Here is a 24836-nt window from a genome sequence, read left to right as displayed (position 1 = left end):
TTTTATTATGCCCCCTGCAAACGCCGTTGCGGCTGCGTGCCGTGCAGAAACACAGCAAAAGTATCCCAGGGCGGCGTGATGGAGAGCTGGCTCAGAATACGCGCGACCTCCCCTCTGTGAATGCCGGCATGCAGGACCATATGCGAGATCATCTCGGCACGGGACATGTAACCTTTGTCACCATCCGTAAAGGTGAAGGCGACAAATTCGCCAAGCGATGCCGGTGATGTTTTCCCGATGTAGTCGAGATACCAGCCATCCAGAGCAGCGACATCCTTCGCAAGATCATCCAGCTGCGGCGTTGCCTCGGTATTGTCGGAGAGAAAACCGTGCGCCGCTCCGGTGAGATGGCCCGAAAAAATCCTTGCGACCACGTAATAATGATTGATCAGCCGAATTGCCATTTGCCGCTCGGATGCGTTCTGGACGGGATCGAGTTGTTGCAGCTTCTCGAACAAGTCCCTGTTCGCCCATGCGTGATAGCCGAGCAGGCTCCTGAGCAAATCCCTCATGACAATATCCTTTACATCTGAAAAATGTGAGCACTATGTTTATATTTTCGTCATGGAGGATGCCTTGTCTACTCGCATTGCAAAGCGGAAAACCGAGATGCGCAAGGAGCCGCGTCAGGAGCGTTCCAGGGCAACGGTCGATGCTGTCATCCATGCGGCGGCTCGCATTTTAAGCGATCACGGCTGGGCGGGTTTTACCACGAACAGGGTCGCCGAAACGGCCGGCGTCAGCATCGGCTCGCTCTATCAATATTTCCCGGACAAGGTTTCGATCGTGGAAGCGGTACGCCATCGTCACCTCGAGGACTGTCTCTCCATCATGAAGAGCATCGCGCAAAAGCGGCAATCGCTCGCTAGATTCGTTGAAGAGCTCGTGACCGGCATGATCGGGGTCCACAGCATCCATCCCGGCCTTCACAAGGTCCTTCTGGATGATGCGCCGAGCCACCAAGGAACGAACGATCCCAACAGCGCTTTCGAACAGGAATATCTCGGTCTCTATGCGGCAGCGATCGCGGCACATATGACAGCCGGTTCAAAGGTCGAAAGCGGAACCGCAGCGCGGATCGTATCGGATGCCATTGACGGCATCATTCACAATGCCGCCCGCCGCGGAGAGCTGCAGTCGCCCAAAGTCAGGCGGGAAATGATCGCACTGGTTCACGCCTACCTGTCGCAGACAACCGGTGAATGAGAGGCCATCAACTCATTCCGAAATGATCTTCACCCGCTGGCCCGGCTGAATGGTGGCCGTGGCGCTCATGGCGTTGATCATTCGGAACATGTCGAGCTTCCGGTCGGTTCCCATCATCCGCGCCGCCATCGTCGCCACGGTTTCACCGGGCTTCACCGTCACCACCCGCACCCTGAGCGGCTTCAGCGAGGCTATTTCCTGCGGCGTCATCTTGCGGAAGCTGGTGCGCAATGTGTTGGCGATGGAATCGAGCTGGGTATTGCCCTTCGGCACGGCCGTCAGGAAACGAAATATCTGCTGGCCGACGCGAATGACGGTCACGTCGAAATCCCATTTATCCGCGCTTGCCCGCGCCGTCGCAGCCTCCAGACCGTTGATCTGGGTTTCCTTGACGGTTTCCGGCAACAGGCCGGCAACCCAGCCGCTGGTCAGATAATTGGCAAGGCTTGTCTGTTTCGGATCGGCGACGCCGTCGAAGCGGATGGCCATATCGCCCGGCCCCGTCGCCAGAACGGCCTCAACCTTGTTGTCGATGACGAAACCTTCCGGCACATCGAAACGAATGCCGAGCGTTCCGTGCAGGAATGTCTGGCCCCGGACATACCCTTCCTGCGGGCTGTCGCCATAAAGCAGGCCGTCTATGCCGTCCAGAAACCACTCGCGACCACGATCCCCGACCTGGCCGTCCTGGCCGAAGGCGCGGGCATGACGGCGCGCAAGTTCGATACGCTGCGGCGTGTTGGGGTGGCTGGAAAGGAAGTCGAGGCTCTGGTCGTTTTCGGGATCGGCCGAGGAAAACCGCGCATAGGCCGCCATGGAATCCAGAAAACGCGGCGAGGCAAAGGGGTCATAACCGGCCTCGCCCAGCATCCGCACGCCGATCACGTCCGCCTGCAATTCCTGCTGACGCGAAAAGGCCGCGAGCCGCAGCTTGCCGCGCGCAAGCGCCTGCTTGCCGGCGAGATCGCTCGACAAAACCTCGGCAACCCCGCGGCTGGCAATCACCTCCGCCTCTTCCCGGCGCTGGCGTTCAATGCCATGGTTGGCGGTGACATGGCCCATTTCATGCGAAAGCACGGCAGCCACTTCCGAAGCATCGTTGGCAAGCGCCAGAAGCCCACGCGTCACGTAAAGATATCCGCCCGGCAGCGCAAAGGCATTGATGGCCGGCGAGTTCAGGATGGTGATGCGGTAGGACTGTTGCGGATTTTCCGAAACCGCCGTCAGCGCGCCGGCGATGCGGGCGACGAGCCTTTCCGTCTTGGCGTCACGATATTCGCCGCCATAACTCGCCACGATGCGCGGATGCTCGCGCGCACCCATCTGGGCGCGGGGATCATTCTTCTGCACCTCTTCCACGGTCTGCGGATTATCCGAGGGGCGCAGGGTGGACTGGTAGGCCGGGCTGAAGAGGGACTGGCACGACGACAGGAACACGGCAGACGCTGTCAGCACGGAACAGGCCGCAGCCATCCTGCCCGAACGGCGAAGGCCTGAACGGGAGAAGAGCCTCCACTGTGCAGTCATGCTATTTCTCATTCTCTATGCCTGCCCCTAACGTTCCTGATCATCCGTTAATTGCAGACCAGAATAACAGATTCGCCCCAACGGGCGATGAATGCCAAAACGGTAAAAACGATCCATCAAGTCCGGAATATTCCTGAAGAACGCAATAATTCCCATCTTTTCTCAGGCAACAACTTGAAACTGGCAAGTGCAAATTAGCGCCATTGAAGTCATCTAAAGCGATTGCCAGCGGCACGCGTCGAAAATAAGGCGATCACCCGTTCAGAAAACTGTCGACCGCCTTCACATTTTGTGTGGTGAAGAAATCTGCGGTCGAACCGGTATAGACAACACGGCCGCGTTCAAGAAACACCACCCGCTGCGCCAGCTTCTTTATGTCTTCGGGATGGTGGGTGACAATAATCACCGTGTTTTTTGTTTCGGCGTGCAAGTCGAGAAGCAGGGAGGTCATGCCCGCTCGCAATCCCGGATCGAGTGCCGCGAAAGGTTCGTCGAGCAACATGACAGGTTTTTTCCTGACCAGCGCGCGCGCCAGCGCCGCCCTCTGTCTTTCTCCACCGGAAAGCGTGCCCGGCAAGCGTTTGTCGAAACCCGCAAGACCGACACGGACGAGGGCCATCTCAATCTCTTGCCGGTCTTCCACCCGCAATTTCAGCCCGGGGCTGACACCGAGAGCGACATTGGTGAAGATATCGAGATGGGCGAAAAGATTATTATCCTGAAAGATTGATGAGACCGGTCTTTCCGAAGGATCAAGCGCGGTCATGTCCTGCCCGCCGATCATCACGCGCCCGGAATCCGGTTCCTCGAAACCGGCGACGAGATTGAGAAGCGTGGATTTTCCCGAGCCGGATGCCCCGACAACGGCGGTTATCTGCCCCTTAGGGAACGAACAATCAAGTTCGAAATCCTGTGTTCCAAGCCGTAGCCTGACCTTGTCCAGTTCAACGGCAAAATCATCGCCTGTCATATGCTCGCCCTTGCTGATTGGGACTGCCGTGAAACGCCGCCTGCGGCAAGCAGCAGGCAGACGATGCCGAGAAGGAAGGCATAACCGGCGGCATCATTGGTGCGGTAGCTGCCCATATTGCTATAGACCAGCCACGGCAGGGTGACGAAATTTTCCGAGCCGAACAGGGCAACCGCGCCTAAATCGCCGAGCGACAGGGCCATGGCGAATGAAAACGCCATAGCCAGCGACCGCCACAGAACCGGCAGATCGGCAAACCGCAGCCGCGTGAGGCCCTGAAGCCCGAGACTGGCGGAAAGCCGGCCGGTGCGTGAAAAATGACTGGTGAAGGCCGGCTCCAGCACCCGCATGGCAAGCGGCAAAGCCATCAACATATTGATAAGCGCCACGAGAACGGGAGCATAGAAGCTGACATCACCGAAAACCCGCAATAACAGGAACCACCCGCTTCCCAACACGACAGGCGGCACCAAGAGCACCAACGAAGACCCCGCCCCAAGCATGGCGGAGAGCAAGCGCAGAGGCTGCCCCACCTGCCGTCTGGAGCCTACCGCCTGGCGCGCGCCGATGATCGCCATGCAGCAGAGCACGACAAGGGCTGCGGAAAGCGCGGCGATTGCAAGGCTGGTCGCCGCCGCGCGCAGAAAAATCGGCGCAGACAGAAGACGCGGCAGATCGGCACTCAAACCCGAGACAGCTATGGCGACAAGCGGCAGGCCGATCAGCAGAATAGCGAAGACAATGGCCGCCCCATCCCACAAACGGGCGCCGACGCCCTTGCCGTCGAAACGGCGAAGGGAACGACCAAGCGAAGGGATTTCCGCTTCGGGCGACGGCAAAAAGGCGAGAAGGCCGAGCAGAATTGCGGTGAGGGCAATCTGCAAAACCGAAAGCGCAATCGCCCGCTGCGGATCGAAATCGAACCGCAGCGCCTGATAGATCGCCACCTCCAGTGTCGTGGCTGCCGGCCCGCCGCCTAAAAGAAGCACGAGCGTGAAGCTGGTGGCGCACAACATGAAGATAAGCCCGGCAATGCCGGGAACGAGACGCGCGACCGCCGGCCATTCGATAAAACGGAAAACCGAGACCGGCCCCATGCCGAGGCTTGCCGCCATGCGCCAATATTCGCCTGGAATACGTTCAAGCCCGGCCAGCATCAGCCGGACCGAAAGCGGCAGATTGAAAAACACATGGGCGATAAGGATGCCGGAAAGGCCGTAAATGCTGAAAGGTTCATCCGCACCGGCAAAAACGAGGGCCGTATTCAAAACACCCTGCCTGCCCCAGATGGTGATGATGCCGAAGGCGCCAACGATGACAGGCAGACCCATCGGCACCGCCATCAGCCTGATGATCCAGATCCTTCCCGGAAACTCGCGTCGCCGGGAAAGCGCCAGCGCCACCGGCAGGCCAAGAACAATGGAAAGAAGGGTGGAAAGCGTTGCCTGATAAAGCGTGAAACGCAGGATGCGCAGCGTATAGGCATCCATGATACCGGCAGCAGACGCGCCCGCATCAAAAGACAGGAGGGCCGCAACGGCGAGCGCCATGAATAGGAAAACGGCGGCAAAAGCCGCCGTTCCGAAAATGATCGATCGCCGATAATCGCGACGCAGCATCATGTGCGGGCGTGCCTCTTCCTCAATTCATGCTCATGGCCGCGAGCCATTCATCGATCCACGCCTTGCGGTTCTTCGCCACCTCTTCCGGATCCATCAGGAAAGTCTTCTGCGGCACCACGAGTTTGGAAAAAGCCTCCGGCAAGGGATTGGACGTTGCCGCAACCGGCATCATCCAATTGTTTTCCGGAATGGCATCCTGAAAACCTGATGTCAGCGTGAAAGCGAGGAACTGCTTTGCCAGCTCCTTGTGCGGCGCGTTTTTGAGAAGGCCGGACACTTCGATCTGGATATAATGCCCTTCGGAAAAAGCCGCGGCCTGATAACGATCCGTTTTTTCGGCGACCATATGATAGGCGGGCGAGGTGGTGTAGGAGAGCACCATCGGCACCTCCCCCTTGGTGAAAAGGCCGTAGGATTCCGACCAGCCCGGCGTGACGGTGAGAATGCGCTTCCTGAGCTTTGCCCATGCTTCCGGGGCCTTGTCACCGTAGACCGATTTTACCCACAACAGCAGGCCGAGCCCCGGCGTGGAGGTGCGCGGGTCCTGAATGGCGATCTTCTGCGAGGGGTCGCCTTCCACCAGCTCTTTCAGGCTCGCCGGTGGGTTCTTCACCGTCTGCGTGTCATAGATGACGGCAAAATGCCCGTAGTCGTAAGGCACGAAAACATCGTCCCTGTAACCGCCCGGCACCTTGGCGGCCGACGCATCGACGCCGCTGACATCAAAAAGACCGGTCTGTTTCGCCTCGGCAACAAGATTGGTGTCGAGACCAACGACCACATCCGCCCTGGACCCTGCGCCTTCAAGCTTCAGACGGTTAAGAAGCGCCACACCATCCGCAACACCGACGAAATTGACCGTGCAACCGCAGACCTTCTCGAAAGCTTCTTTTACCTTGGGACCGGGACCCCATTCGGAAACGAAGCTCTCATAGGTATAGACTGTCAATTCTTGCTTGTCATGCGCGGCGGCAAGACCGGGCAGGAACAGCGAAGCGGCAACAAGGGAATTCAGGAAAAGACGACGGCGCACGGGTATCTCCTCAAAACAAAAAGGGAAATAGCCGCCTGCCTTGAAGCCGTCTAATCCCTCCGCCGGTATGAACCGGATCAGGTTCTTCGGGTTGGCAAGCCTCTCAGCCTTTTGCACGCAAGCGCAAAAGACACCCCGTTAGATCAAGATGATGGTGTAGTCCCGTCGTCACTGCTTGGCAAGATGGCCGCCGTCAGCCCTGCTCCGTCATATGCACCAGCTCCCAGACGTGCCCGTCGGGATCCTGAAAGCTGCCGGCATACATGAAGCCGTGATCCTGCACGGGTTTCCAATCACTGCCACCGGAGGCAAGCGCCGTTGCGATCATCCGGTCGATTTCGTCGCGGCTTCCCGCCGTGAGACACGTCAGAACCTCGGTGGTGCGCGTCGCATCGGCGATGTCGCCGTTGATGAAATCGCGGAAACGCCCTTCCTGAAGAAGCATCACGAAGATGTTTTCTTCCACGATCATGCAGAGCGTGCGGTCGTCAGAATATTCCGGATTGAAGCTGAAACCGAGAGCCGTGAAGAAGCTTCTTGATTTCTCGATATTCTTGACCGGCAGATTGACGAAAATCATGCGCATTTTCACAACTCCTCCAAACGAACCGGCATAGAACGGCAATTCCGCTTTTCTGTCAAAGACCGAAGGAGGGGGCGATCAAACGAGGGGCCTGCGGCCTTCAGCCTTCCAGTTCCTCGCGCAGCATCTCCAGCTCCAGCCATTCTTCTTCCATGGTCTCGAGCTTTTCACGCAGCTTCGTCATTTCCTTCGCCAGCGTGTTGAAAGTGGCCGGATCCTTGGTGAAGAGATTAGGATCAGCCATGCGCTCCTCGCGCTTGGCGATTTCGCCTTGCGCCTTTTCCATCTCCTTCGGAAGATTTTCGAGCGCGAATTTCTGCTTGAAGGAAAGCTTGCCCTTGGCCTTTGAAGGATCCTGCGACGCGGAGGCCGAAGGTGCGGCCTTCGCTTTTTCCTGCTTCTCAGCCTTGCGTTTTTCTTCCGCAGCACCCTTGCGCTGCGCCATCATGTCCGAATAGCCACCGGCATATTCGATCCATCGTCCATCCGGCTGGTCCGGATTGACCGGGGCGATGGTGGAGGTGACGGTGCGGTCAAGGAAATCGCGGTCGTGGCTGACGAGAATGACCGTGCCGGAAAATCCAGCGACGATTTCCTGCAAAAGATCGAGCGTTTCGATATCGAGATCGTTGGTCGGCTCATCGAGGATCAGAAGATTGGTCGGCCGCGCCAGGATGCGTGCCAGAATAAGGCGCGCGCGCTCGCCGCCGGAAAGGTTGCGGATCGGCGTACGGGCCTGTTCCGGCTGGAACAGGAAATCCTTCATATAGCCCGTCACATGCTTCAATTCGCCGTTGACCAGCAGGTTTTCGCCGCGACCATCGGTCAGATAATGCGCGAGCGTATCGTTGGGATTGAGATCCTCACGTTTCTGGTCGAGCGTCGCGATCTCCAGATTGGTGCCGAGCTTCACCATGCCGCTATCGGGCTCAAGCTGGCCGGTGAGCATCTTCAGAAGCGTGGTTTTACCGGCGCCATTGGGGCCGACGAAGCCGATGCAATCCCCGCGATGGACACGCAGCGAAAACGGCGCGACGATCACGCGCTCGCCGTAGGCCTTGGTGATGGCCTCGGCCTCGATGACCAGCTTGCCGGATTCGCGCCCTTCGGTGACGGTCGCCTGCACCGTGCCCTGCGGCCCCTTATGGCCGCGATATTCCGCGCGCATGGCCTGAAGCTCACCGACGCGGCGCATGTTGCGCTTGCGTCTCGCGGTCACGCCATAACGCATCCAGTGTTCTTCGCGTTCGATGGCCTTGCCGAGCTTGTGCTGCTCCAGCTCTTCCTCTTCCAGCACCTTGTCGCGCCATTCCTCGAAATGGGCAAAGCCGCGATTAAGACGGCGGGACTGGCCACGATCGAGCCAGACGGTCGAAGTCGAGACTTTTTCGAGAAAACGGCGGTCGTGCGAAATCAGCACCAGCGCGCTGCGCCTCTGCTGCAAATCGCTCTCAAGCCATTCGATGGTCGGCAGATCCAGATGGTTGGTGGGTTCGTCGAGCATCAGGATATCAGGTTCCGGCGCCATCACGCGGGCAAGGGCCGCACGTCGCGCCTCACCGCCGGAAAGGCTTGCCGGATGTTCCTGCCCCGTGAGGCCGAGATGCTCAAGAAGATAGGTGACGCGATAGGGATCGTCGCCGGGTCCGAGCCCAGCCTCGGCATAGGCCTGCACGGTGTCGTAACCGTTGAAATCCGGCGCCTGTTCCAGATAACGGATGGTCGCGGACGGATGCCGGAAAACCTCACCCGACTGCGCTTCAACGAGACCCGCAGCGATCTTCATCAGCGTCGACTTGCCCGAACCGTTGCGCCCGACAAGGCAGATGCGATCGCCCGGCTCTACCTGGAGATTGGCGCCATCGAGCAGCGGGGTCACGCCGAAGGTCAGCTTGATGTCATCGAGTTTCAAAATTGGGGGTGCCAAGGTGTCAGGCTCCGGTCAGATCATAAGGGCGGGCGAGCACGATGGCTTTTCCGCTTTTCAGCGAGAAATGCACGGGGCCGCCATTCGCGACATTGGAAATAGTGCGGGAGGAGCCGAAAGCAAGCGCGAAATCCTTCAGCGGATAACGCACATTGCCGATATCAAGCCCCGCAAGGGCGGTAAATCCGGCAACAGAAAACAGCGAAGCGGGCGGCAGATCGACATCCAGCAAACCGGGAAGCAGCGGCCGGGCCTCTTCTTCACCTGACGTCAGCGTAACGTCGATACCACGTTCGGCCAGCGCCACCGCGTAAAGAAGGTGCTGCAGCGCATGGTCGCTTCTCTCGCCTCCAAGCGCACCGACAAGCACCAGCGAATGCGCTCCACGGGAGAGAGCTTCCGATACCGCGATCTCGCCATCCGTCACCGCCTTTGCGGCCGGGTACGGCTGCCGCGCCACATCTGGCCAGGCGTCCAGCAACTCTTTGCTGGCGGAATCGAAATCCCCGACCCACAGCTCCGGCGCAAGGCCAAGCGGCCGGGCATGGCGCATGCCGCCATCGGCCGCAATCACGCGGCTATCCGCGACCGCCTCTTTCAGACGATCGGTCACCGTGACATCGCCGCCAAGCAGAATGGTGAAACGCTCTTTATCCATGCCCTGCCTTACCGCACCTCGGCCAAAAATGGAAAGCCGAAACCCCGATGAAATCAGCCTATATTGATTTTCGCCGGCTTCGGGATTATGAAACGCCTCAGTGGTGATTTGCCGACCGGCTTGCAGCCACTTTAAAGAAGTCGCTAAAGGGTCGAGGAAAAAGGCAATTTCCTGGGACCGGTCGCGATTTCGCTGCCGGTTTTTTTGTTTTCGCAACGTTCTTTACGTGATCCGGAAAAGAGAGTTCGACATGCCGATCAAGATTCCCGATACGCTTCCCGCTTTTGAGACCCTCGTTCACGAGGGCGTGCGGGTCATGACCGAAACGGCTGCTATCCGGCAGGATATCCGCCCGCTCCAGATCGGGCTTCTCAACCTCATGCCGAACAAGATCAAGACGGAAATCCAGATGGCACGCCTCGTCGGCGCTTCGCCGCTGCAGGTAGAACTGTCGCTGGTGCGGATCGGCGGCCATCGCGCCAAGAACACGCCGGAAGAGCATCTCCTGTCCTTCTACGAGACGTGGGAGGAAGTGCGCCACCGCAAGTTTGACGGTTTCATCATTACCGGTGCCCCCGTGGAGACGCTGGCCTATGAAGACGTGACCTACTGGAACGAAATGCAGAAGATTTTCGAATGGACGCAGACCAATGTCCATTCGACGCTGAATGTCTGCTGGGGGGCGATGGCCGCCATCTATCATTTCCATGGCGTGCCGAAGCACGAACTGAAGGAAAAGGCTTTCGGGGTCTATCGTCACCGCAATCTTTGCCCCTCGTCGATCTACCTGAACGGCTTTTCGGATGATTTCCAGGTTCCTGTCTCGCGCTGGACTGAAGTACGCCGCGCCGATATCGAAAAACATCCGAGACTCGAAATCCTGATGGAGTCAGAGGAAATGGGCGTTTGTCTGGTGCATGAGAAGGAGGGCAACCGGCTCTATATGTTCAACCATGTCGAATATGATTCGACGTCGCTTTCGGACGAGTATTTCCGGGACGCGAATGCCGGCGTGCCCATCAAGCTGCCGCATGATTATTTTCCGCACAACGACCCGGAACTTGCCCCGCTCAACCGCTGGCGCAGCCATGCCCATCTGTTTTTCGGCAACTGGATCAACGAGATATACCAGACGACGCCCTATGATCTAGAAGCCATCGGGCAACTGGCCGCTTAAAGCGCGTCGCGTTTGGTCAAACGCATGCGACGCGCTTTCTTCTTTGTTTTAAGCATGTCTTTGTCCCAAAACCGCAGGACACTTTTGGGAGACATGCTTTGAATTGCGGGATTGCGAATTGCCGGAAAATGACGCAACGTCCGCCGGCAATTCATGGCAACCGGGAGAATGATGTTATGGGCGACGAGGCGGCACGGGAGAATTTCGGTTTCACGGCGACCGGCGAAAAAGTCGAACGCGTCACCATCTCGAAAGGCGGGCTGACGGCCAAGGTCATCACCTGGGGTGCCGTCATTCAGGATCTGCGTCTTGAGGGCCACCAGCCGCCGCTCGTGCTCGGCTTCGACAAGTTCGAGGATTACAAATATTCCTCCTATTTCGGCGCCACCCCCGGCCGCAACGCCAACCGTATCGGTGACGGCCGGTTCTCGATCGACGGGCACGAATACCAGCTGGAACTGAACGAAAAGGGCGTAACCCACCTGCATGGCGGCAGCGACGGCATGGGCAAACGCAACTGGATGCTGATGGAACATGGCGAGAGCCATGCGGTTCTGCAGATCATCGATCCCGATGGCCGCGCCGGTTATCCCGGCAATTGCACGGTCACGGCCACCTATACGATCCTCGACGGCGGTGTGCTTTCGGTGGTCTATGAAACGGTGACCGACAGGCCGACCATCGCCAATGTCTGCCAGCATTCCTATTTCAATCTCGATGGGGCAGATACCGCACTTGGGCATGAGATCAGCATCGCTGCTGACTTCTACCTGCCCACCAACGACAAGCAGATACCGACGGGCGAAATCCGCTCCGTCGAAGGAACCGTGTTCGACCTTCGCCAGACAACACCGATGCGGCGCAAGGAGAATGGCGAGCAGGTCCTCTACGACCATAATTTCTGCCTTTCGCCCGAACGTCGCGCCAAGCGCAAGGTCGCCCGCGCCTATTCGCCAGCCTCCGATATCGCTCTTGAGGTTCACACCACCGAACCCGGTGTACAGCTTTATTCGGCCTTTAAACTGGACGTCCCGGTTCCCGGCCTCGATGGCCGTCACTACGGCCCCTTTGCGGGTTTCTGCCTGGAAACGCAGATTTGGCCAGACGCCGTCAATCACCCGGATTTTCCGCATGCAATCCTGCGGCCGGGCGAAACGCTGCGTCAGGAAACCGACTATATTTTCAAGAAAGGCTGAACCAGCGCGCTAGGGTCAGTCCAGCACGCAGCCGACATAGCCGCCGGAGGCGCGAGCGCGACGCTCGATAAGGCCGGCAAGCCGTTGCAATCCGCGTCCCGGCTTGCTGGCGACGCGGTCGATGGGATTAGGTAGTGAAACAGCCAGCAGCGCCGCCTGGCGGGAACTGAGCTTTGCGGCCGGCACCTTGAAATGGTGCTGTGCTGCGGCCTCAATGCCGTAGATGCCAGGTCCCCATTCGGCAACGTTGAGATAAATCTCCATCATCCGTTTTTTGGACCAGACGAAATCGGCGGCGATCGCCAGCGGCAATTCCAGCCCCTTGCGCAGGAAAGAGCGGCCGTTCCAGAGGAACAGGTTCTTGGCCGTCTGCATCGGAATGGTGCTCGCGCCACGGGTGGAGGCCCCGTCGAGCGCATTGCTGACCACGGACTGCATCTGGTTCCAGTCCACGCCGCCATGGAAACAGAATTGCCCGTCCTCGGACATCATCACCGATTGAACAAGGCGCGGGGAAATATCCTCGAGCGGCACCCAGCGCCTGTCATAACCCTGAAAGGTCACCAGATCGGCGAGCATCAGCGTCGAGACCGGCCGGAAAAACGGCAGTGCATAGACCGGGATCAGCAGATAGGGCAGGATCAGCAAAGCCAGCAAGGTCATGATGATGCGCTTTGCCAACGTGCGAAAATCCACCTTCGGACTGCTCCGGTCTTCCGCCAGCACGGCGTAATCTGCGTCGCTTTCAGGCGTACTGCTCAATATTCGTCAAAGCCCCGCACCAGTTGAAGCCTTTCATAGTCCATTGCCGCCTTCAAGGCGAGTCCGGTCAAATAGTTGCGCCTCTGGAATCACGAAAAGGTTTGCCTGCATTCGCGCGGCATGCCAAAGAGCGCGGCATGGACGCTGCGATGACAAATTTCGAAACGAAGCTGCGCGAAAACGCGGCTAAAACCGAAGCCCTGCTTGGCCGCCTGCTTTCCGGCGAAGCACGCGCAGACGAGATCACGCGCCCGCAAAACCTGCTCGACGCCATGCGCCATGGCGTGCTGAACGGCGGCAAACGCCTGCGACCCTTCCTCGTCATCGAAAGTGCCGCCCTTGCGGGCGGAAATGCCGAAGCTGCCCATTATGTTGGCGCCGCGCTGGAATGCCTCCATTGTTATTCGCTTGTTCATGACGATCTGCCGGCCATGGACGACGACGACCTGCGCCGCGGCCAGCCGACGGTGCATCGCAAATTCGATGAGGCGACCGCTATTCTCGCCGGCGACAGCCTGCTGACGCTTGCCTTTGATATCATCGCCTCGGACGAAAATCCGCTCGCGGCCGAACGCAAGGCCGCGCTCGTGCTTTCGCTTGCCCGCGCAGCGGGCATCGGCGGCATGGCCGGCGGCCAGGCCCTCGATCTCGCTGCTGAAAAGACAGCGCCGGATGAGGCCGGCGTCATTACATTGCAAGCTATGAAAACTGGCGCACTGCTGCGTTTTGCCTGCGAAGCGGGCGCAATCATCGCCGGAAGCGATGTTTCCGAAAGGCAAAGGTTGCGTCACTTCGGCGAAAAGATCGGCCTCGCCTTCCAGCTTGCCGACGATCTTCTGGATTTGACGGCCGACGCCGCCACCATGGGCAAGGCGACCGGCAAGGATGCCGCGCGCGGCAAGGGAACGCTCGTGGCATTGCGCGGCGAAGACTGGGCGCGCCGCAAGCTGCAGGAGCAGGTGGCGGAAGCTGCGGAACTGCTGGCTCCCTATGGCGAAAAGGCCGCGATTCTCATCGCGGCCGCAAGATTCATCGCTGAACGGAAAAGCTGAGCCGGTTCTCCTCTCAGCTTCCCATCATCCAATCAGCCCTTGAGCGGCGAAATCAGCACTTCGACGCGACGGTTCTGGGCGCGACCGTCAGACGTTGCATTCGAGGCGATCGGCTGCGACGGGCCGAAGCCGAGCGTCGAAATACGGCGCTGGTCGACGCCGCGCGCGCCGATATAATTCGCAACCGATGCGGCGCGACGCTCGGAAAGCGCCTGGTTATGCTGCAGGCTGCCGGTGGAATCGGTGTGGCCGTTGATGTCGATGAGCGTGCGGTTGAACTTGTTCAGCACAATGGCGACAGAATCGAGCGTCGGGTAGAATGGCGGAATGACCTGATCCTGGTCCGTCGCGAAGGTGATGTTCGACGGCATGTTGAGAACGATGCTGTCGCCGCGGCGAGTAACCGAAACACCCGTTCCCTGAAGCTGGGCGCGAAGCTCGGCTTCCTGACCATCCATGTAATTGCCGATAGCGCCGCCGGCGAGCGCGCCGATGCCCGCGCCGATAAGCGCGGCATTGCGGCGACCGGTCGGCGAACCGCCGACAGCCAGACCACCCAGAGCACCGACCACGGCGCCGATGCCGGCACCGCCGGCGGTGTTCGACATCTTCTGCTCACCCGTATAGGGATCGGTGGTGGTGCAGGCGGAAAGATAGGTCCCGCAAAGGGCGACGATCGCGATTTTTTTGATCATGTGTTTTGATGCTCCGAGAGGTTCAGGAGGTATGACAGTGGAATTCCGGCCTTTTCACGGTACTCTTTACTCCGCCGCATCTTTCCGGCCAAAACGCTTTTCGATGTAATCGATCACAAGCGCTTCAAAATCGGCGGCGATATTGGGGCCACGAAGGGTCAGCGCCTTCTCTCCGTCGATGAAGACGGGCGCCGCGGGGCTTTCGCCGGTTCCGGGCAGGGAAATGCCGATATCGGCATGTTTGCTTTCACCGGGGCCATTAACGATGCAACCCATGACGGCGACATTGAGCGCCTCGACACCAGGATATTTCTCACGCCAGATCGGCATGTTCTTGCGAATATCGTTCTGGATATTCTGGGCAAGTTCCTGGAAGACGGTGGACGTGGTGCGCCCGCAACCGGGACATGCCGCAACGACCGGAATGAACTGACGGAAACCCATGACCTGCAGCAATTCCTGCGCCACCTGTACCTCGCGGGTGCGGTCGCCATTCGGCTCCGGCGTCAACGAAACGCGGATCGTATCGCCAATACCATGCTGCAACACGTAACCCATGGCGGCGGATGAAGCGACGATGCCCTTCGAGCCCATGCCCGCTTCGGTGAGACCGAGATGCAGGGCGTGGTCGGAGCGTTCCGACAGCATCGAATAAACGGCGATGAGGTCCTGCACCTGGCTGACCTTGGCCGACAGGATGATGCGGTTTCGTGGCAGGCCGATCTCTTCGGCAAGCTCGGCGGAAATCAACGCCGACTGCACGATCGCCTCGCGCGTGACCTGACGAGCGGAGAGAGGGAAGCCCTGCTCCTTGTTCTTGTCCATCAGGGTCGTCAGCAATTCCTGATCGAGCGACCCCCAGTTGACGCCGATTCGCACCGGCTTGTCGTATCGGATCGCCATTTCGACGATCTCGCCGAACTGCTTGTCCTTCTTGTCCTTGAAGCCGACATTGCCGGGATTGATGCGGTATTTCGCCAGCGCCTCGGCACAGGCAGGGTGATCGGCGAGAAGCTTGTGACCGATATAATGGAAATCGCCGATCAGCGGCACATCCATGCCGAGACGCAGCAGCCGCTCGCGGATTTTCGGCACGGCGGCAGCGCTCTCATCGCGGTCGACGGTGATGCGCACCATTTCCGAACCGGCCTGGAAAAGCGCCGCCACCTGCTGCACGGTGGCGTCGATGTCAGCCGTATCGGTATTGGTCATCGACTGCACGACGACGGGCGCACCGCCACCGACGATGACACCGCCCACGTCTACGGCGACGGATGCGCGGCGGGGCTTCGGATCGTAATCGGCATGTGACGTCATGGCGGTCTCTGGAGCTTGCGGCAAGGTCTGGCAATTGAGGTGAAACAAGGGGGCCTCCTTGTCAACACCCAACGCGCTGGAGCTTCTACTTTCCCGCAATCATGGCAAAATTCGAGACGCCTATTCCTTGCCCGCACCATCAGCATGCCGGGCGAGCCGTGAAAGTAGCAGAACGACCACATGCAGCAGCGGCAGAGCGAGAAACACGCTGGCAAGACCGGTATGTTCGGCGATGAAGCCGATCGCCGAGGGCGCTACCAGAATGCCGGAATAACCCATGGTGGTGACGACCGAAAGGCCGATGCCAGGCGCCAGTCCCGGCATATTGCCCGCCGCCGAAAAGGCGATCGGCACCATGTTGGAAATACCGATACCGGCAATGGCGAAACCGATAATCACGAAAGTGGAATTTCCCGCAAGGCCGGCAATCAGAAGACCGGTGATCGACATGACCGAGCAGAAACGCAGGGTTCGGACCGCCCCGAACCTGTCACGCACCAGATCGCCGGCAAACCGCATGATCGCCATGGTCATGGAAAATGCCGCGAAAGCGAAACCGGACTGCGAGACGGAAGCGCCCAGTTCGTTGCGCAGATAAAGGGCACCCCAATCGAGGATGGCACCCTCCGGAATCATCGAGAATAACGCCATCAGGCCGATGATCCAGGGCAGCGGCGTCAGCGGCAGGCCGCCTTTCGGGCGTTCCTCCTCAGGATGCGGGCGATCCGCGAGAACCCGCGGCCATGCAATGACCAGCAACACCAGCGCAATGACCGTCAGCGCAACGGCATGCCCCTGCACACCGATCGCCGTAATGAGATAACCGCCAAGACCAGCGCCGATCAGACCGCCGAGGCTCCAGAAGGCATGGCACGACGACATGATGGCGCGGCGCATATCCCGTTCCACCGCCACGGCATTGGCGTTCATGGCGACATCCATTGCCCCCGTCAGCCCGCCGAACAGAAATACCGCGATCACCCCCGCCCACACCGTGCCGGCCCAGGAAATGAAAAGCAGCGTCGGCAGAAAGATCGCGGCGGTGACAGGGCTCACCGTGCGCGAGCCGAAACGGGCGATCTGCGAACCGGCAATCGGCATGAGAACCAGCGAGCCAATGCCGAAAACCAGAATGATGAGGCCAAGCACACTTTCACTGAGGGAAAGACGCGCCGCAAATTCCGGAATCTTGGGCGCCCATGACCCCATCATGAAACCATTCATCAGGAACAACAGGGAAACGCCCAGCCTGTGCCGTGTCAGATAGGACGAACGCATGCCTGTCGGCGAAAATGTCGTGGGGCCATTCATCGGCAATATCCTTCAGACTTGACCGTGGGAAAATCGGGCGGCGTCTTCATCGCCGCAATGAATCTGTACGCCCTTTGCCGACAGCGCCTCGACGAATACGCGGTCGGCATCCTGCTCCAGCACGAGGGAAAGAGGTGGAGAAAAATCATGCACATGGAAAGCAGCCTTATGGCCGAGCTTTTCCGTGGTAATCGCTGCGACGATCCGCTGGCTGGCGCTGCAGGCAAGCCGCTTGAACACCGCATCTTCAAAAACATCCGCCGACAGACCCGTCTCGGCCGCAACGCCGCACACACCGAGAATGCAAAGATCGGGCCGCATCAGTTCGAGCTGCCGAAGCGCCATGGCGTCGATAGCCGCACCTACAGCCGGATCGACTTTTCCGCCGATCAGCACCAGATCGATATTGGCCCGCCCCGTCAGTTCGGCGGCAATGGCTGGCGTATTCGTCACCACTGTCAGGTTGAGACCGGCAGGGATCGCGCGTGCGATGGCGAGATTGGTGGAGCCGGCATCGATGAAGACGACCATGCCGGGTTCAAGCAGCGGGACAGCGGCACGCGCCAGCATGGCCTTGCGGTCCGCATCCTCGGCAATGCGCGTCTTCAGTGGCACCGTCTTGCTGTCGGAAAGCAGCGCCCCGCCATAAACGCGCAGGCATTCCCCGCGGGCCGCCATCTCACGCAGGTCACGACGCACCGTATCTTCGGAAACGCCGAAGTTCTGCGCAAGATCCTGCGCCAGCACACGGCCGCTTTGCCGTAGCTGCGCGAGGATAAGCGCCTGCCGCTCGCTGACGAAATGATCACTCATGGAGACTCATGCATAAACAGGAACAAACGTGCACGAACATGCATATTCGAGTTTCCACCGAAGCGCAATAAAAAACGCCCGCCGAAAAAGACGGGCGTCTGACTGTGTAATGAGAGATTCGAACGGCTTTTATTCGGCGTAAGCGATCAGCAGATCCTTCGCATCGATCTGGTCGCCGGGGCGCACCAGAACTTCCGCGATCTTGCCGTCGCGTTCGGCGTGAAGCGCGGTTTCCATCTTCATGGCTTCGATGGAGAGCAGCACGTCACCGGCCTTGACCTCCTGACCCTGATTGACGAAGACGCGGCTGATAACGCCGGGCATCGGTGCACCAATATGGACAGCATTGCCCGGTTCGGCCTTGCGGCGCACGGCGGAGCCGGAAGCACCATGGGCACGATCCGGCACCTTGATGCGGCGCGGCTGGCCGTTGATCTCGAAGAACACCGTCACCATGCCCTTGTCATCAATGCCGGACGAGGCCTGATTGACGATGACAAGCGTCTTGCCGCGCTCGATATCGGCAAACAGCTCCTCGCCATCCTCCATGCCGTAGAAATAGGCATGGGTGGGCAGCACGGAAACGGGGCCGTATGTCTCGGCGGTGAGCGCGAAATCGGTGAACACCTTCGGATACATGAGATAGGACGCGAACTCGAAGTCGTCGACCTTGCGCTCCAGCTTGGTCTCGATCACCTTCCGCTCCGCGTCGAGATCGGCATCTGCCAAAAGCGAACCCGGACGAACGGTATAGGGCGCTTCGCCCTTCAGCGCCTTTTTCTGCAGGGCTGCCGGCCAGCCGCCTGGCGACTGTCCGAGATCGCCTTTCAGCATCGAAACCACCGATTCCGGGAAAGACACTTCACGATCGGGGTTTTCGACATCGGCGACCGTCAGATCCTGGCTGACCATCATCAGCGCCATGTCACCGACGACCTTGGAGGACGGGGTTACCTTGACGATATCGCCGAACATGCGGTTGGCATCGGCATAGGCCTGCGCCACCTCGTGCCAGCGGCTCTCCAGACCCAGCGACCGCGCCTGTTCCTTGAGGTTGGTGAACTGGCCGCCCGGCATTTCGTGCAGATAGACTTCCGAAGCCGGTCCCTTGAGATCGCTTTCGAAAGCCGCATACTGGTTGCGAACAGCTTCCCAGTAGAAGGAAATGCGGCGGATCCATTCCGTATCAAGACCCGTATCGCGTTCCGACCCTGCCAGCGCCTCAACGATCGAACCAAGGCATGGCTGCGAGGTGTTGCCGGAGAAGGCATCCATCGCGGCATCGACGGCGTCAACGCCAGCATCCACGGCCGCAAGAACGGTGGCGGCGGAAATGCCCGAGGTATCATGGGTGTGGAAATGGATCGGCAGACCGGTCGCCTCGCGCAGCGCCTTGAACAGAACCTTGGCGGCAGCCGGTTTCAACAGGCCCGCCATGTCCTTGACGGCGATGATATGAGCGCCTGCCTTTTCAAGCTCGGCGGCAAGGCCGGTATAATATTTGAGATCATATTTCGGACGCGCCGAATTCAACAGATCGCCGGTGTAGCAGATGGTCGCTTCGCAGAGCTTGTTCTCCTCGGCAATCGCATCCATCGAAACGCGCATATTCTCCACCCAGTTCAGGCAGTCGAAGACGCGGAAAAGATCAACCCCGCCCTTTGAGGCCTGGCGGACGAAGTATTTCACGACATTATCAGGATAATTCTTGTATCCGACGCCGTTTGCACCGCGCAGCAGCATCTGCAGCAGCAGGTTCGGCGCGCCTTCGCGGATAAGCGCCAGGCGCTCCCACGGGTCTTCGGTCAGGAAGCGCATGGAACGTCGAACGTCGCACCACCCCAGCATTCCAGCGACAGAAGTTGCGGCAGCGCCTTGGCGTAAACACTCGCGACATGGGCGATGTCATGGGTGCGAACGCGGGTAGCCAGAAGCGACTGGTGTCCATCGCGCATGGTCGTATCGGTGACCAGCACGCGCTTTTCATTACGCATCCAGTCCGCAAAGCCCTTCGGGCCAAGCTTGTCCAGCAGCTGCTTTGTGCCGTCAGGTGTCGGCGCATCGATGTAAGGCACGATGGGCTTCGCCGCCTTTTCGGACGGCCTGGCGCGACCCTTGGTTTCCGGGTGGCCGTTGACGGTTACGTCGGCGAGATAGGTCAGAAGCTTGGTGGCGCGGTCCTGACGCTTGACCTGTGCGAAGAGCTCTGGCGTCGAATCAATGAAGCGCGTCGTATAGGTATTGTTACGGAAGCTGTCGTGACCGATGATGGCTTCGAGGAAGGTGAGGTTGGTGGCAACGCCGCGGATACGGAATTCGCGCAGCGCGCGGTCCATGCGGTTGATCGCCTCATCCGGTCGCGGCGCCCAGGCCGTCACCTTCACAAGCAGTGGATCGTAATAGCGGGTGATGACGGCGCCGGTATAGGAGGTGCCGCCATCCAGACGGATACCGAAGCCCGAAGCGGAACGGTAGGCGGTGATACGGCCATAGTCCGGAATGAAATTATGTTCCGGGTCTTCGGTCGTGATGCGGCACTGCAGCGCATGGCCATTGAGACGGATGTCCTCCTGGCGCGGAACGCCGGATTCCGCCGTGCCGATGGCGGCACCTTCGAGAATATGAATCTGCGCCTTGACGATATCGATACCAGTCACGACTTCGGTGACGGTATGCTCCACCTGAATACGCGGATTGACCTCGATGAAGTAAAATTTGCCGGTATCGGCATCCATCAGATATTCGACCGTGCCGGCGCCGATATAATTGGTCGCGGCGGCGATCCTCAGGGAGTAGGCGGCCAGTTCCTGGCGCTGCGTTTCGGACAGATAGGGTGCAGGCGCACGCTCGACGACTTTTTGATTGCGCCGCTGGATCGAACAATCACGCTCGAACAGATGCACGACATTGCCATGCGTATCGCCGAGAATCTGGCTTTCGACGTGACGCGCACGCTCGACCAGCTTTTCGAGATAAACTTCATCCTTGCCGAAGGCGGCTTTCGCCTCGCGCTTGGCCTCCGTCACCTCGCGGGCGAGGTCCTCCTTCTTGCGGATGGCGCGCATGCCGCGACCGCCGCCGCCCCAGGAGGCCTTGAGCATCACGGGATAGCCGATTTCTTCGGCCATGCGTTCCACTTCCGCTATATCATCAGGCAGCGGATTGGTGGCGGGAACAACGGGGACATCAACCGAGATCGCCAGATTGCGGGCGGCGACCTTGTTGCCGAGCTGGCGCATCGTATCCGCCGTCGGTCCGATGAAGGTGATGCCGGCCTTGTTGCAGGCCTCCACGAATTCGGGGCTTTCAGACAGGAGACCGTAACCGGGATGGATCGCGTCTGCTCCCGAGAGCTTGGCCACGCGGATAACCTCCTCGATCGAAAGATAGCTCTCGATCGGCCCCATGTCCTTGTTGGCGAGATGCGGCCCTCGGCCAACCTGATAGGATTCGTCCGCCTTGAAGCGGTGCAAAGACAGCTTGTCCTCTTCCGCCCAAATCGCAACGGTTTTAATCCCAAGCTCATTCGCTGCCCGGAAAACGCGGATCGCAATTTCGGATCGGTTGGCAACAAGTATTTTCGATATCTTCAAGACGGTCTCCCCACACGCCAAAACAAAACTTCTGCTGCACTGCGGAATTAAGCAGCAAAACCCGGTCTTGGAAAGGGCAATTCCGGCGAGAACTGTCCTGTTTGCGCTAGCTCAGCAATCCATGACGAAAAGCAAGCGCTACGGTGTGCTGTCGGTTCTTGGCGCTGAAACGGCGCTGGATTCCGTTGATATACCAGTCGACCGTGTGGTTGGAGATCGATAGCTGACGTCCGATTTCCGTCGAGGTCATGCCGTCTGCCATCAGCGTCAGCACCTCCATTTCGCGCCTCGTAAGCTCGAGAGCGGAAACGTCGGGGGCATTGCTGAAGCCATGAGCCTGCCCGGAAAGATCGAGCAGGCGCCAGAACACGGCACGCGTGGCAGCATCAAGCAGCTCCACCTGCAAGGAGGGCAATTGCCGATCCTGACCGCCAATGAAGACCGCACCGATGAATCCCGCACGACCGTGCACGGGAAAGGCATAGCCGCCCTGCAGACCGTAACGTCCGGCATCGTGGAAAAAGACGCTCGCCCTTTTGCGATGCATCGCACGCGGCAGGCCCTCAAGCGCTTCCTTCCATTGAAACGGCTTGTGCACCATGCCGATCACCTTGCGGACGGGATCGACGAGATTGTATTTCTTGGCCCTGTAGACCTCCAGCCAGCCTTCGGGCAGATGTTGCGCGAGAATGTGTCCACTGGAGGCGATCTCCCCGGTCATCCGCCTGCTGACGAGAAAATATTCGAAACCGTATTCGCGAATGAGCGTTGCAAATTCGGAGCGAACGCGGTCGGCGCTTCCCGCCTGGTAACACGCTGAGATGAAGTGAAGAATATCATGCATAAAGACACGGGGTCCGGAGCTTGGCTTGAAGGGAATGACACGGAGGACATGGTCCCGCGATGACGTCATGTTACTCGGGCGCCGGTCGGTTGAGATTGAACATATCGTCGTTATCAATCCCTGAAACGAAGATGCTAAATCTTGTGACGGCAGGCCCCGGGAAACATCGGGTTCGGTTTTTTCGGTTCGCACGCGCGGTCAATCTGTTAAGCCGCCATTCAGACAGAAAGAGCGATAATTACACAAAATTCGCCGTCTCATGCAACCTTGCTAAAGTAGCATGGCGTTGAGGCCGAACAATAAACCGCTTGAAAAGACGCACGGACTGGATTGAAAATTTGACCTTGTTTCAGGTTTATACACGCGCTCTGCGCTATCTGACCGTTCATAAATGGCGTGTGACGGTGGTCGTCATTGCCAACGTCATTCTTGCAGCGATCACCATCGCCGAACCCGTACTGTTCGGCCGGATCATTGACGCCATCTCTTCTGGCTCCAATGTCACGCCCATTCTCATTCTGTGGGCGGGTTTTGGCGTCTTCAACACCGTCGCTTATGTCGCGGTCGCCCGCGAGGCCGACCGGCTGGCCCATGGCCGGCGCGCTTCGCTGCTGACGGAAGCCTTTGGGCGCATCATCTCGATGCCGCTCTCCTGGCACCATCAGCGCGGCACGTCGAACGCCCTCCACACGCTGCTGCGCGCCAGCGAAACGCTGTTTGGCCTCTGGCTCGAATTCATGCGCACGCATCTGGCCACTTTCGTCGCGCTGGTGCTGCTTGTGCCGACCGCCATGTCCATGGACATGCGCCTCAGCTTCGTTCTGATTGGCCTCGGCATCGTCTACTGGTTCATCGGCAAGTGGGTCATGGGCCGCACCAAGGACGGCCAGGCTTCGGTTGAAGAGCACTATCACAGCGTTTTTGCCCATGTCAGCGATTCCATCAGCAACGTGTCGGTGCTGCACAGCTACAACCGCATCGAGGCTGAAACGAAGGCGCTGAAATCCTTCACTGAAAAGCTCTTGAGCGCACAATATCCGGTGCTGGACTGGTGGGCCTTTGCGAGTGCTCTGAACCGCACGGCCTCCACCGTTTCGATGATGATCATCCTCGTCATCGGTACCGTTCTGGTCAAGAACGGCGAATTGCGCGTCGGTGACGTCATCGCCTTCATCGGTTTCGCCAATCTCCTGATTGGCCGTCTGGATCAGATGCGGCAATTCGTGACGCAGATTTTCGAAGCCCGCGCCAAGCTCGAGGATTTCTTTGTTCTGGAAGATTCCGTCAAGGAACGGGAAGAGCCGGGCGATGCCCGCGAATTGTCGAATGTCTCCGGCACCGTGGAATTCCGTCACATCAATTTCGGTTTCGCCAATACCAAGCAGGGCGTTCACGACGTTTCGTTCACGGCCAAGGCCGGTGAGACCATTGCGATCGTCGGACCGACGGGCGCCGGCAAGACCACGCTCATCAATCTGCTGCAGCGCGTCTACGATCCCGATTCCGGCCAGATCCTGATCGATGGCACCGATATTTCGACGGTGACGAAAAATTCGCTCCGCAATTCCATCGCCACAGTATTTCAGGACGCCGGGCTGCTGAACCGCTCTATCCGCGAAAACATCCGCCTCGGCCGTGAATCGGCAACCGATGCGGAAGTGATGGAAGCAGCGGCGGCAGCGGCGGCAACGGATTTCATCGACAGCCGCATCAATGGCTATCTGACCCAGGTCGGTGAACGCGGCAACCGCCTGTCCGGCGGCGAGCGCCAGCGCATCGCCATTGCGCGCGCCATCCTGAAGAACGCTCCCATTCTGGTTCTGGACGAAGCGACCAGTGCGCTGGACGTGGAAACGGAAGCCCGCGTGAAGGCCGCTGTCGACGCGCTGAGAAAGAACCGTACGACCTTCATCATCGCCCACCGCCTTTCCACGGTCCGCGATGCCGATCTCGTTCTCTTCCTCGATCAGGGCAGGATCATCGAAAAGGGCACTTTCGATGAGCTGAGCCAGCGCGGCGGACGCTTCACCTCGCTGCTGCGCACCAGCGGCCTGCTGACGGAAGATGAAGGCCAGCAGCCCCGGCCAAAGGCCATAGCTTCCTGAGTGTTTGGCTGACAGAATGAGAACAGGGCGGACAGCATGCTTGTCCGCCCTTTTTCTTTGCCCGCTTCCCGACGGCAGTGCCAGATCACAGGTCTCCTATCGGAGAATTCCGGTCAAGGAACTGGCCAGCCAAAAATCGATCTGCCCGAATGGGAGGACATTTCCCAGAAAGGCAACGATACCTACTGCGAGATTAGTCAGGAAAACTCCGAGCACCACGCCAAGCGTTACTCCGACGCTCGTCTTCCGCGGGTAGCGCGCCAACCAACACGACAACGCCAGGGAAAGAGTGGCGAGCAACACCAACAGTGCAGGTTCTGTGAAAGAGGTGTTGAATTGCAAGGTAACTCCCTTTCCGATCGACTGGGAATATCGCGCAACACGCGGAGACCAATCAAGATTCCTGCGTGCTATTCCTGAAACCGACCATACACGACGGATTCCT

The 24836-nt window shown here is 59.1% G+C and carries 19 protein-coding genes, 1 pseudogene and 2 riboswitches; of the genes and pseudogenes, 5 read left to right on the top strand and 15 right to left on the bottom strand.

What is annotated here, in order from left to right:
• Positions 1-5: 5 nt before the first annotated feature.
• Complete coding sequence (locus ASB65_RS21945; protein ID WP_060725364.1) at positions 6-512, bottom strand: DinB family protein; 507 nt, start codon at positions 510-512, stop codon at positions 6-8.
• Between the two features lie 97 nt (positions 513-609).
• Here ASB65_RS21945 and ASB65_RS21940 point away from each other — a divergent pair, with 97 nt between their 5' ends.
• Positions 610-1206, top strand: coding sequence for a TetR/AcrR family transcriptional regulator (locus ASB65_RS21940; RefSeq protein ID WP_060725363.1), 597 nt, complete (start codon positions 610-612; stop codon positions 1204-1206).
• A 12-nt stretch (positions 1207-1218) separates the two neighbouring features.
• Here ASB65_RS21940 and ASB65_RS21935 read toward each other — a convergent pair whose 3' ends face one another.
• The 7 genes from ASB65_RS21935 to ASB65_RS21905 form a co-directional block, all read right to left on the bottom strand.
• Positions 1219-2679: a M48 family metalloprotease gene (locus ASB65_RS21935; protein WP_060725467.1), complete on the bottom strand. Its 1461-nt coding sequence runs from the start codon at positions 2677-2679 to the stop codon at positions 1219-1221.
• A gap of 307 nt (positions 2680-2986) precedes the next feature.
• Complete coding sequence (locus ASB65_RS21930) at positions 2987-3703, bottom strand: ATP-binding cassette domain-containing protein (RefSeq protein WP_060725362.1); 717 nt, start codon at positions 3701-3703, stop codon at positions 2987-2989.
• On the bottom strand, positions 3700-5325 hold the full coding sequence (gene thiP, locus ASB65_RS21925) for a thiamine/thiamine pyrophosphate ABC transporter permease ThiP (RefSeq protein ID WP_060725361.1): 1626 nt from the start codon (positions 5323-5325) through the stop codon (positions 3700-3702). The genes ASB65_RS21930 and thiP overlap by 4 nt, the downstream gene beginning before the upstream one ends.
• Before the next feature lie 19 nt (positions 5326-5344).
• Positions 5345-6358, bottom strand: coding sequence for a thiamine ABC transporter substrate binding subunit (gene thiB, locus ASB65_RS21920; RefSeq protein WP_060725360.1), 1014 nt, complete (start codon positions 6356-6358; stop codon positions 5345-5347).
• A gap of 37 nt (positions 6359-6395) precedes the next feature.
• Positions 6396-6506: riboswitch (TPP riboswitch) on the bottom strand.
• A 45-nt stretch (positions 6507-6551) separates the two neighbouring features.
• Positions 6552-6944, bottom strand: coding sequence for a VOC family protein (locus tag ASB65_RS21915; RefSeq protein WP_003505120.1), 393 nt, complete (start codon positions 6942-6944; stop codon positions 6552-6554).
• A gap of 97 nt (positions 6945-7041) precedes the next feature.
• Positions 7042-8868, bottom strand: a complete 1827-nt coding sequence (locus ASB65_RS21910) for an ABC-F family ATP-binding cassette domain-containing protein (RefSeq protein ID WP_060725359.1) — start codon at positions 8866-8868, stop codon at positions 7042-7044.
• A gap of 4 nt (positions 8869-8872) precedes the next feature.
• Positions 8873-9526 (bottom strand): thiamine diphosphokinase, encoded by a 654-nt coding sequence (locus ASB65_RS21905; RefSeq protein WP_003505123.1) that lies wholly within the window; start codon positions 9524-9526, stop codon positions 8873-8875.
• Positions 9527-9616: 90 nt separating this feature from the next.
• Positions 9617-9693, top strand: a riboswitch (SAM riboswitch).
• A gap of 83 nt (positions 9694-9776) precedes the next feature.
• Between ASB65_RS21905 and metA the strand changes: the two genes are divergently transcribed.
• Entirely contained in the window at positions 9777-10703 is a 927-nt protein-coding gene (metA, locus tag ASB65_RS21900) for a homoserine O-acetyltransferase MetA (protein ID WP_003505125.1), read from the top strand.
• Positions 10704-10879: 176 nt separating this feature from the next.
• Positions 10880-11899, top strand: a complete 1020-nt coding sequence (locus ASB65_RS21895) for an aldose epimerase family protein (protein ID WP_060725358.1) — start codon at positions 10880-10882, stop codon at positions 11897-11899.
• A gap of 15 nt (positions 11900-11914) precedes the next feature.
• On the opposite strand, the gene mtgA is transcribed toward ASB65_RS21895, so the two are convergent.
• A complete protein-coding gene (gene mtgA / locus ASB65_RS21890; protein ID WP_020010807.1) occupies positions 11915-12661 on the bottom strand; it encodes a monofunctional biosynthetic peptidoglycan transglycosylase in 747 nt (248 codons plus the stop codon).
• A 137-nt stretch (positions 12662-12798) separates the two neighbouring features.
• Between mtgA and ASB65_RS21885 the strand changes: the two genes are divergently transcribed.
• The gene (locus ASB65_RS21885; RefSeq protein WP_060725466.1) at positions 12799-13713 is read left to right on the top strand and encodes a polyprenyl synthetase family protein; all 915 of its coding nucleotides are present in this window, start codon (positions 12799-12801) and stop codon (positions 13711-13713) included.
• Between the two features lie 32 nt (positions 13714-13745).
• Here ASB65_RS21885 and ASB65_RS21880 read toward each other — a convergent pair whose 3' ends face one another.
• From ASB65_RS21880 to ASB65_RS21855, 6 genes and pseudogenes are all read right to left on the bottom strand, one after another.
• Positions 13746-14408, bottom strand: coding sequence for an OmpA family protein (locus tag ASB65_RS21880; protein WP_003505133.1), 663 nt, complete (start codon positions 14406-14408; stop codon positions 13746-13748).
• 66 nt (positions 14409-14474) lie between these two features.
• Complete coding sequence (gene ispG / locus ASB65_RS21875) at positions 14475-15725, bottom strand: flavodoxin-dependent (E)-4-hydroxy-3-methylbut-2-enyl-diphosphate synthase (protein ID WP_003505135.1); 1251 nt, start codon at positions 15723-15725, stop codon at positions 14475-14477.
• 120 nt (positions 15726-15845) lie between these two features.
• Complete coding sequence (locus ASB65_RS21870; RefSeq protein ID WP_060725357.1) at positions 15846-17036, bottom strand: MFS transporter; 1191 nt, start codon at positions 17034-17036, stop codon at positions 15846-15848.
• A 12-nt stretch (positions 17037-17048) separates the two neighbouring features.
• Positions 17049-17849 carry a DeoR/GlpR family DNA-binding transcription regulator gene (locus ASB65_RS21865; protein ID WP_003505138.1) on the bottom strand — a complete coding sequence of 267 codons (801 nt, stop codon included), beginning with the start codon at positions 17847-17849 and terminating at the stop codon, positions 17049-17051.
• A 129-nt stretch (positions 17850-17978) separates the two neighbouring features.
• Positions 17979-21442, bottom strand: a pseudogene (gene pyc / locus ASB65_RS21860) (pyruvate carboxylase).
• A 106-nt stretch (positions 21443-21548) separates the two neighbouring features.
• Positions 21549-22286, bottom strand: coding sequence for a helix-turn-helix transcriptional regulator (locus ASB65_RS21855; RefSeq protein WP_003505141.1), 738 nt, complete (start codon positions 22284-22286; stop codon positions 21549-21551).
• A gap of 338 nt (positions 22287-22624) precedes the next feature.
• On the opposite strand from ASB65_RS21855, the gene ASB65_RS21850 reads away from it, so the two are divergent.
• Entirely contained in the window at positions 22625-24391 is a 1767-nt protein-coding gene (locus ASB65_RS21850) for a glucan ABC transporter ATP-binding protein/ permease (RefSeq protein ID WP_060725356.1), read from the top strand.
• The last annotated feature ends 445 nt before the right edge of the window (positions 24392-24836 follow it).

The organism is Agrobacterium tumefaciens str. B6 (assembly GCF_001541315.1).
GTDB lineage: Bacteria > Pseudomonadota > Alphaproteobacteria > Rhizobiales > Rhizobiaceae > Agrobacterium > Agrobacterium radiobacter.
This window is presented reverse-complemented; position numbering and strand designations above follow the sequence as displayed.

Coding starts and splice junctions, on each gene's coding strand:
- ASB65_RS21940 (WP_060725363.1), top strand. CDS start 610: ATGCGCAAGGAGCCGCGTCAGGAGCGTTCCAGGGCAACGGTCGATGCT.
- metA (WP_003505125.1), top strand. CDS start 9,777: ATGCCGATCAAGATTCCCGATACGCTTCCCGCTTTTGAGACCCTCGTT.
- ispG (WP_003505135.1), bottom strand. CDS start 15,725: ATGACGTCACATGCCGATTACGATCCGAAGCCCCGCCGCGCATCCGTC.
- ASB65_RS21870 (WP_060725357.1), bottom strand. CDS start 17,036: ATGAATGGCCCCACGACATTTTCGCCGACAGGCATGCGTTCGTCCTAT.
- ASB65_RS21905 (WP_003505123.1), bottom strand. CDS start 9,526: ATGGATAAAGAGCGTTTCACCATTCTGCTTGGCGGCGATGTCACGGTG.
- ASB65_RS21865 (WP_003505138.1), bottom strand. CDS start 17,849: ATGAGTGATCATTTCGTCAGCGAGCGGCAGGCGCTTATCCTCGCGCAG.
- ASB65_RS21945 (WP_060725364.1), bottom strand. CDS start 512: ATGAGGGATTTGCTCAGGAGCCTGCTCGGCTATCACGCATGGGCGAAC.
- ASB65_RS21935 (WP_060725467.1), bottom strand. CDS start 2,679: ATGGCTGCGGCCTGTTCCGTGCTGACAGCGTCTGCCGTGTTCCTGTCG.
- ASB65_RS21930 (WP_060725362.1), bottom strand. CDS start 3,703: ATGACAGGCGATGATTTTGCCGTTGAACTGGACAAGGTCAGGCTACGG.
- ASB65_RS21895 (WP_060725358.1), top strand. CDS start 10,880: ATGGGCGACGAGGCGGCACGGGAGAATTTCGGTTTCACGGCGACCGGC.
- ASB65_RS21885 (WP_060725466.1), top strand. CDS start 12,799: ATGGACGCTGCGATGACAAATTTCGAAACGAAGCTGCGCGAAAACGCG.
- thiP (WP_060725361.1), bottom strand. CDS start 5,325: ATGATGCTGCGTCGCGATTATCGGCGATCGATCATTTTCGGAACGGCG.
- ASB65_RS21880 (WP_003505133.1), bottom strand. CDS start 14,408: ATGATCAAAAAAATCGCGATCGTCGCCCTTTGCGGGACCTATCTTTCC.
- ASB65_RS21915 (WP_003505120.1), bottom strand. CDS start 6,944: ATGCGCATGATTTTCGTCAATCTGCCGGTCAAGAATATCGAGAAATCA.
- ASB65_RS21855 (WP_003505141.1), bottom strand. CDS start 22,286: ATGCATGATATTCTTCACTTCATCTCAGCGTGTTACCAGGCGGGAAGC.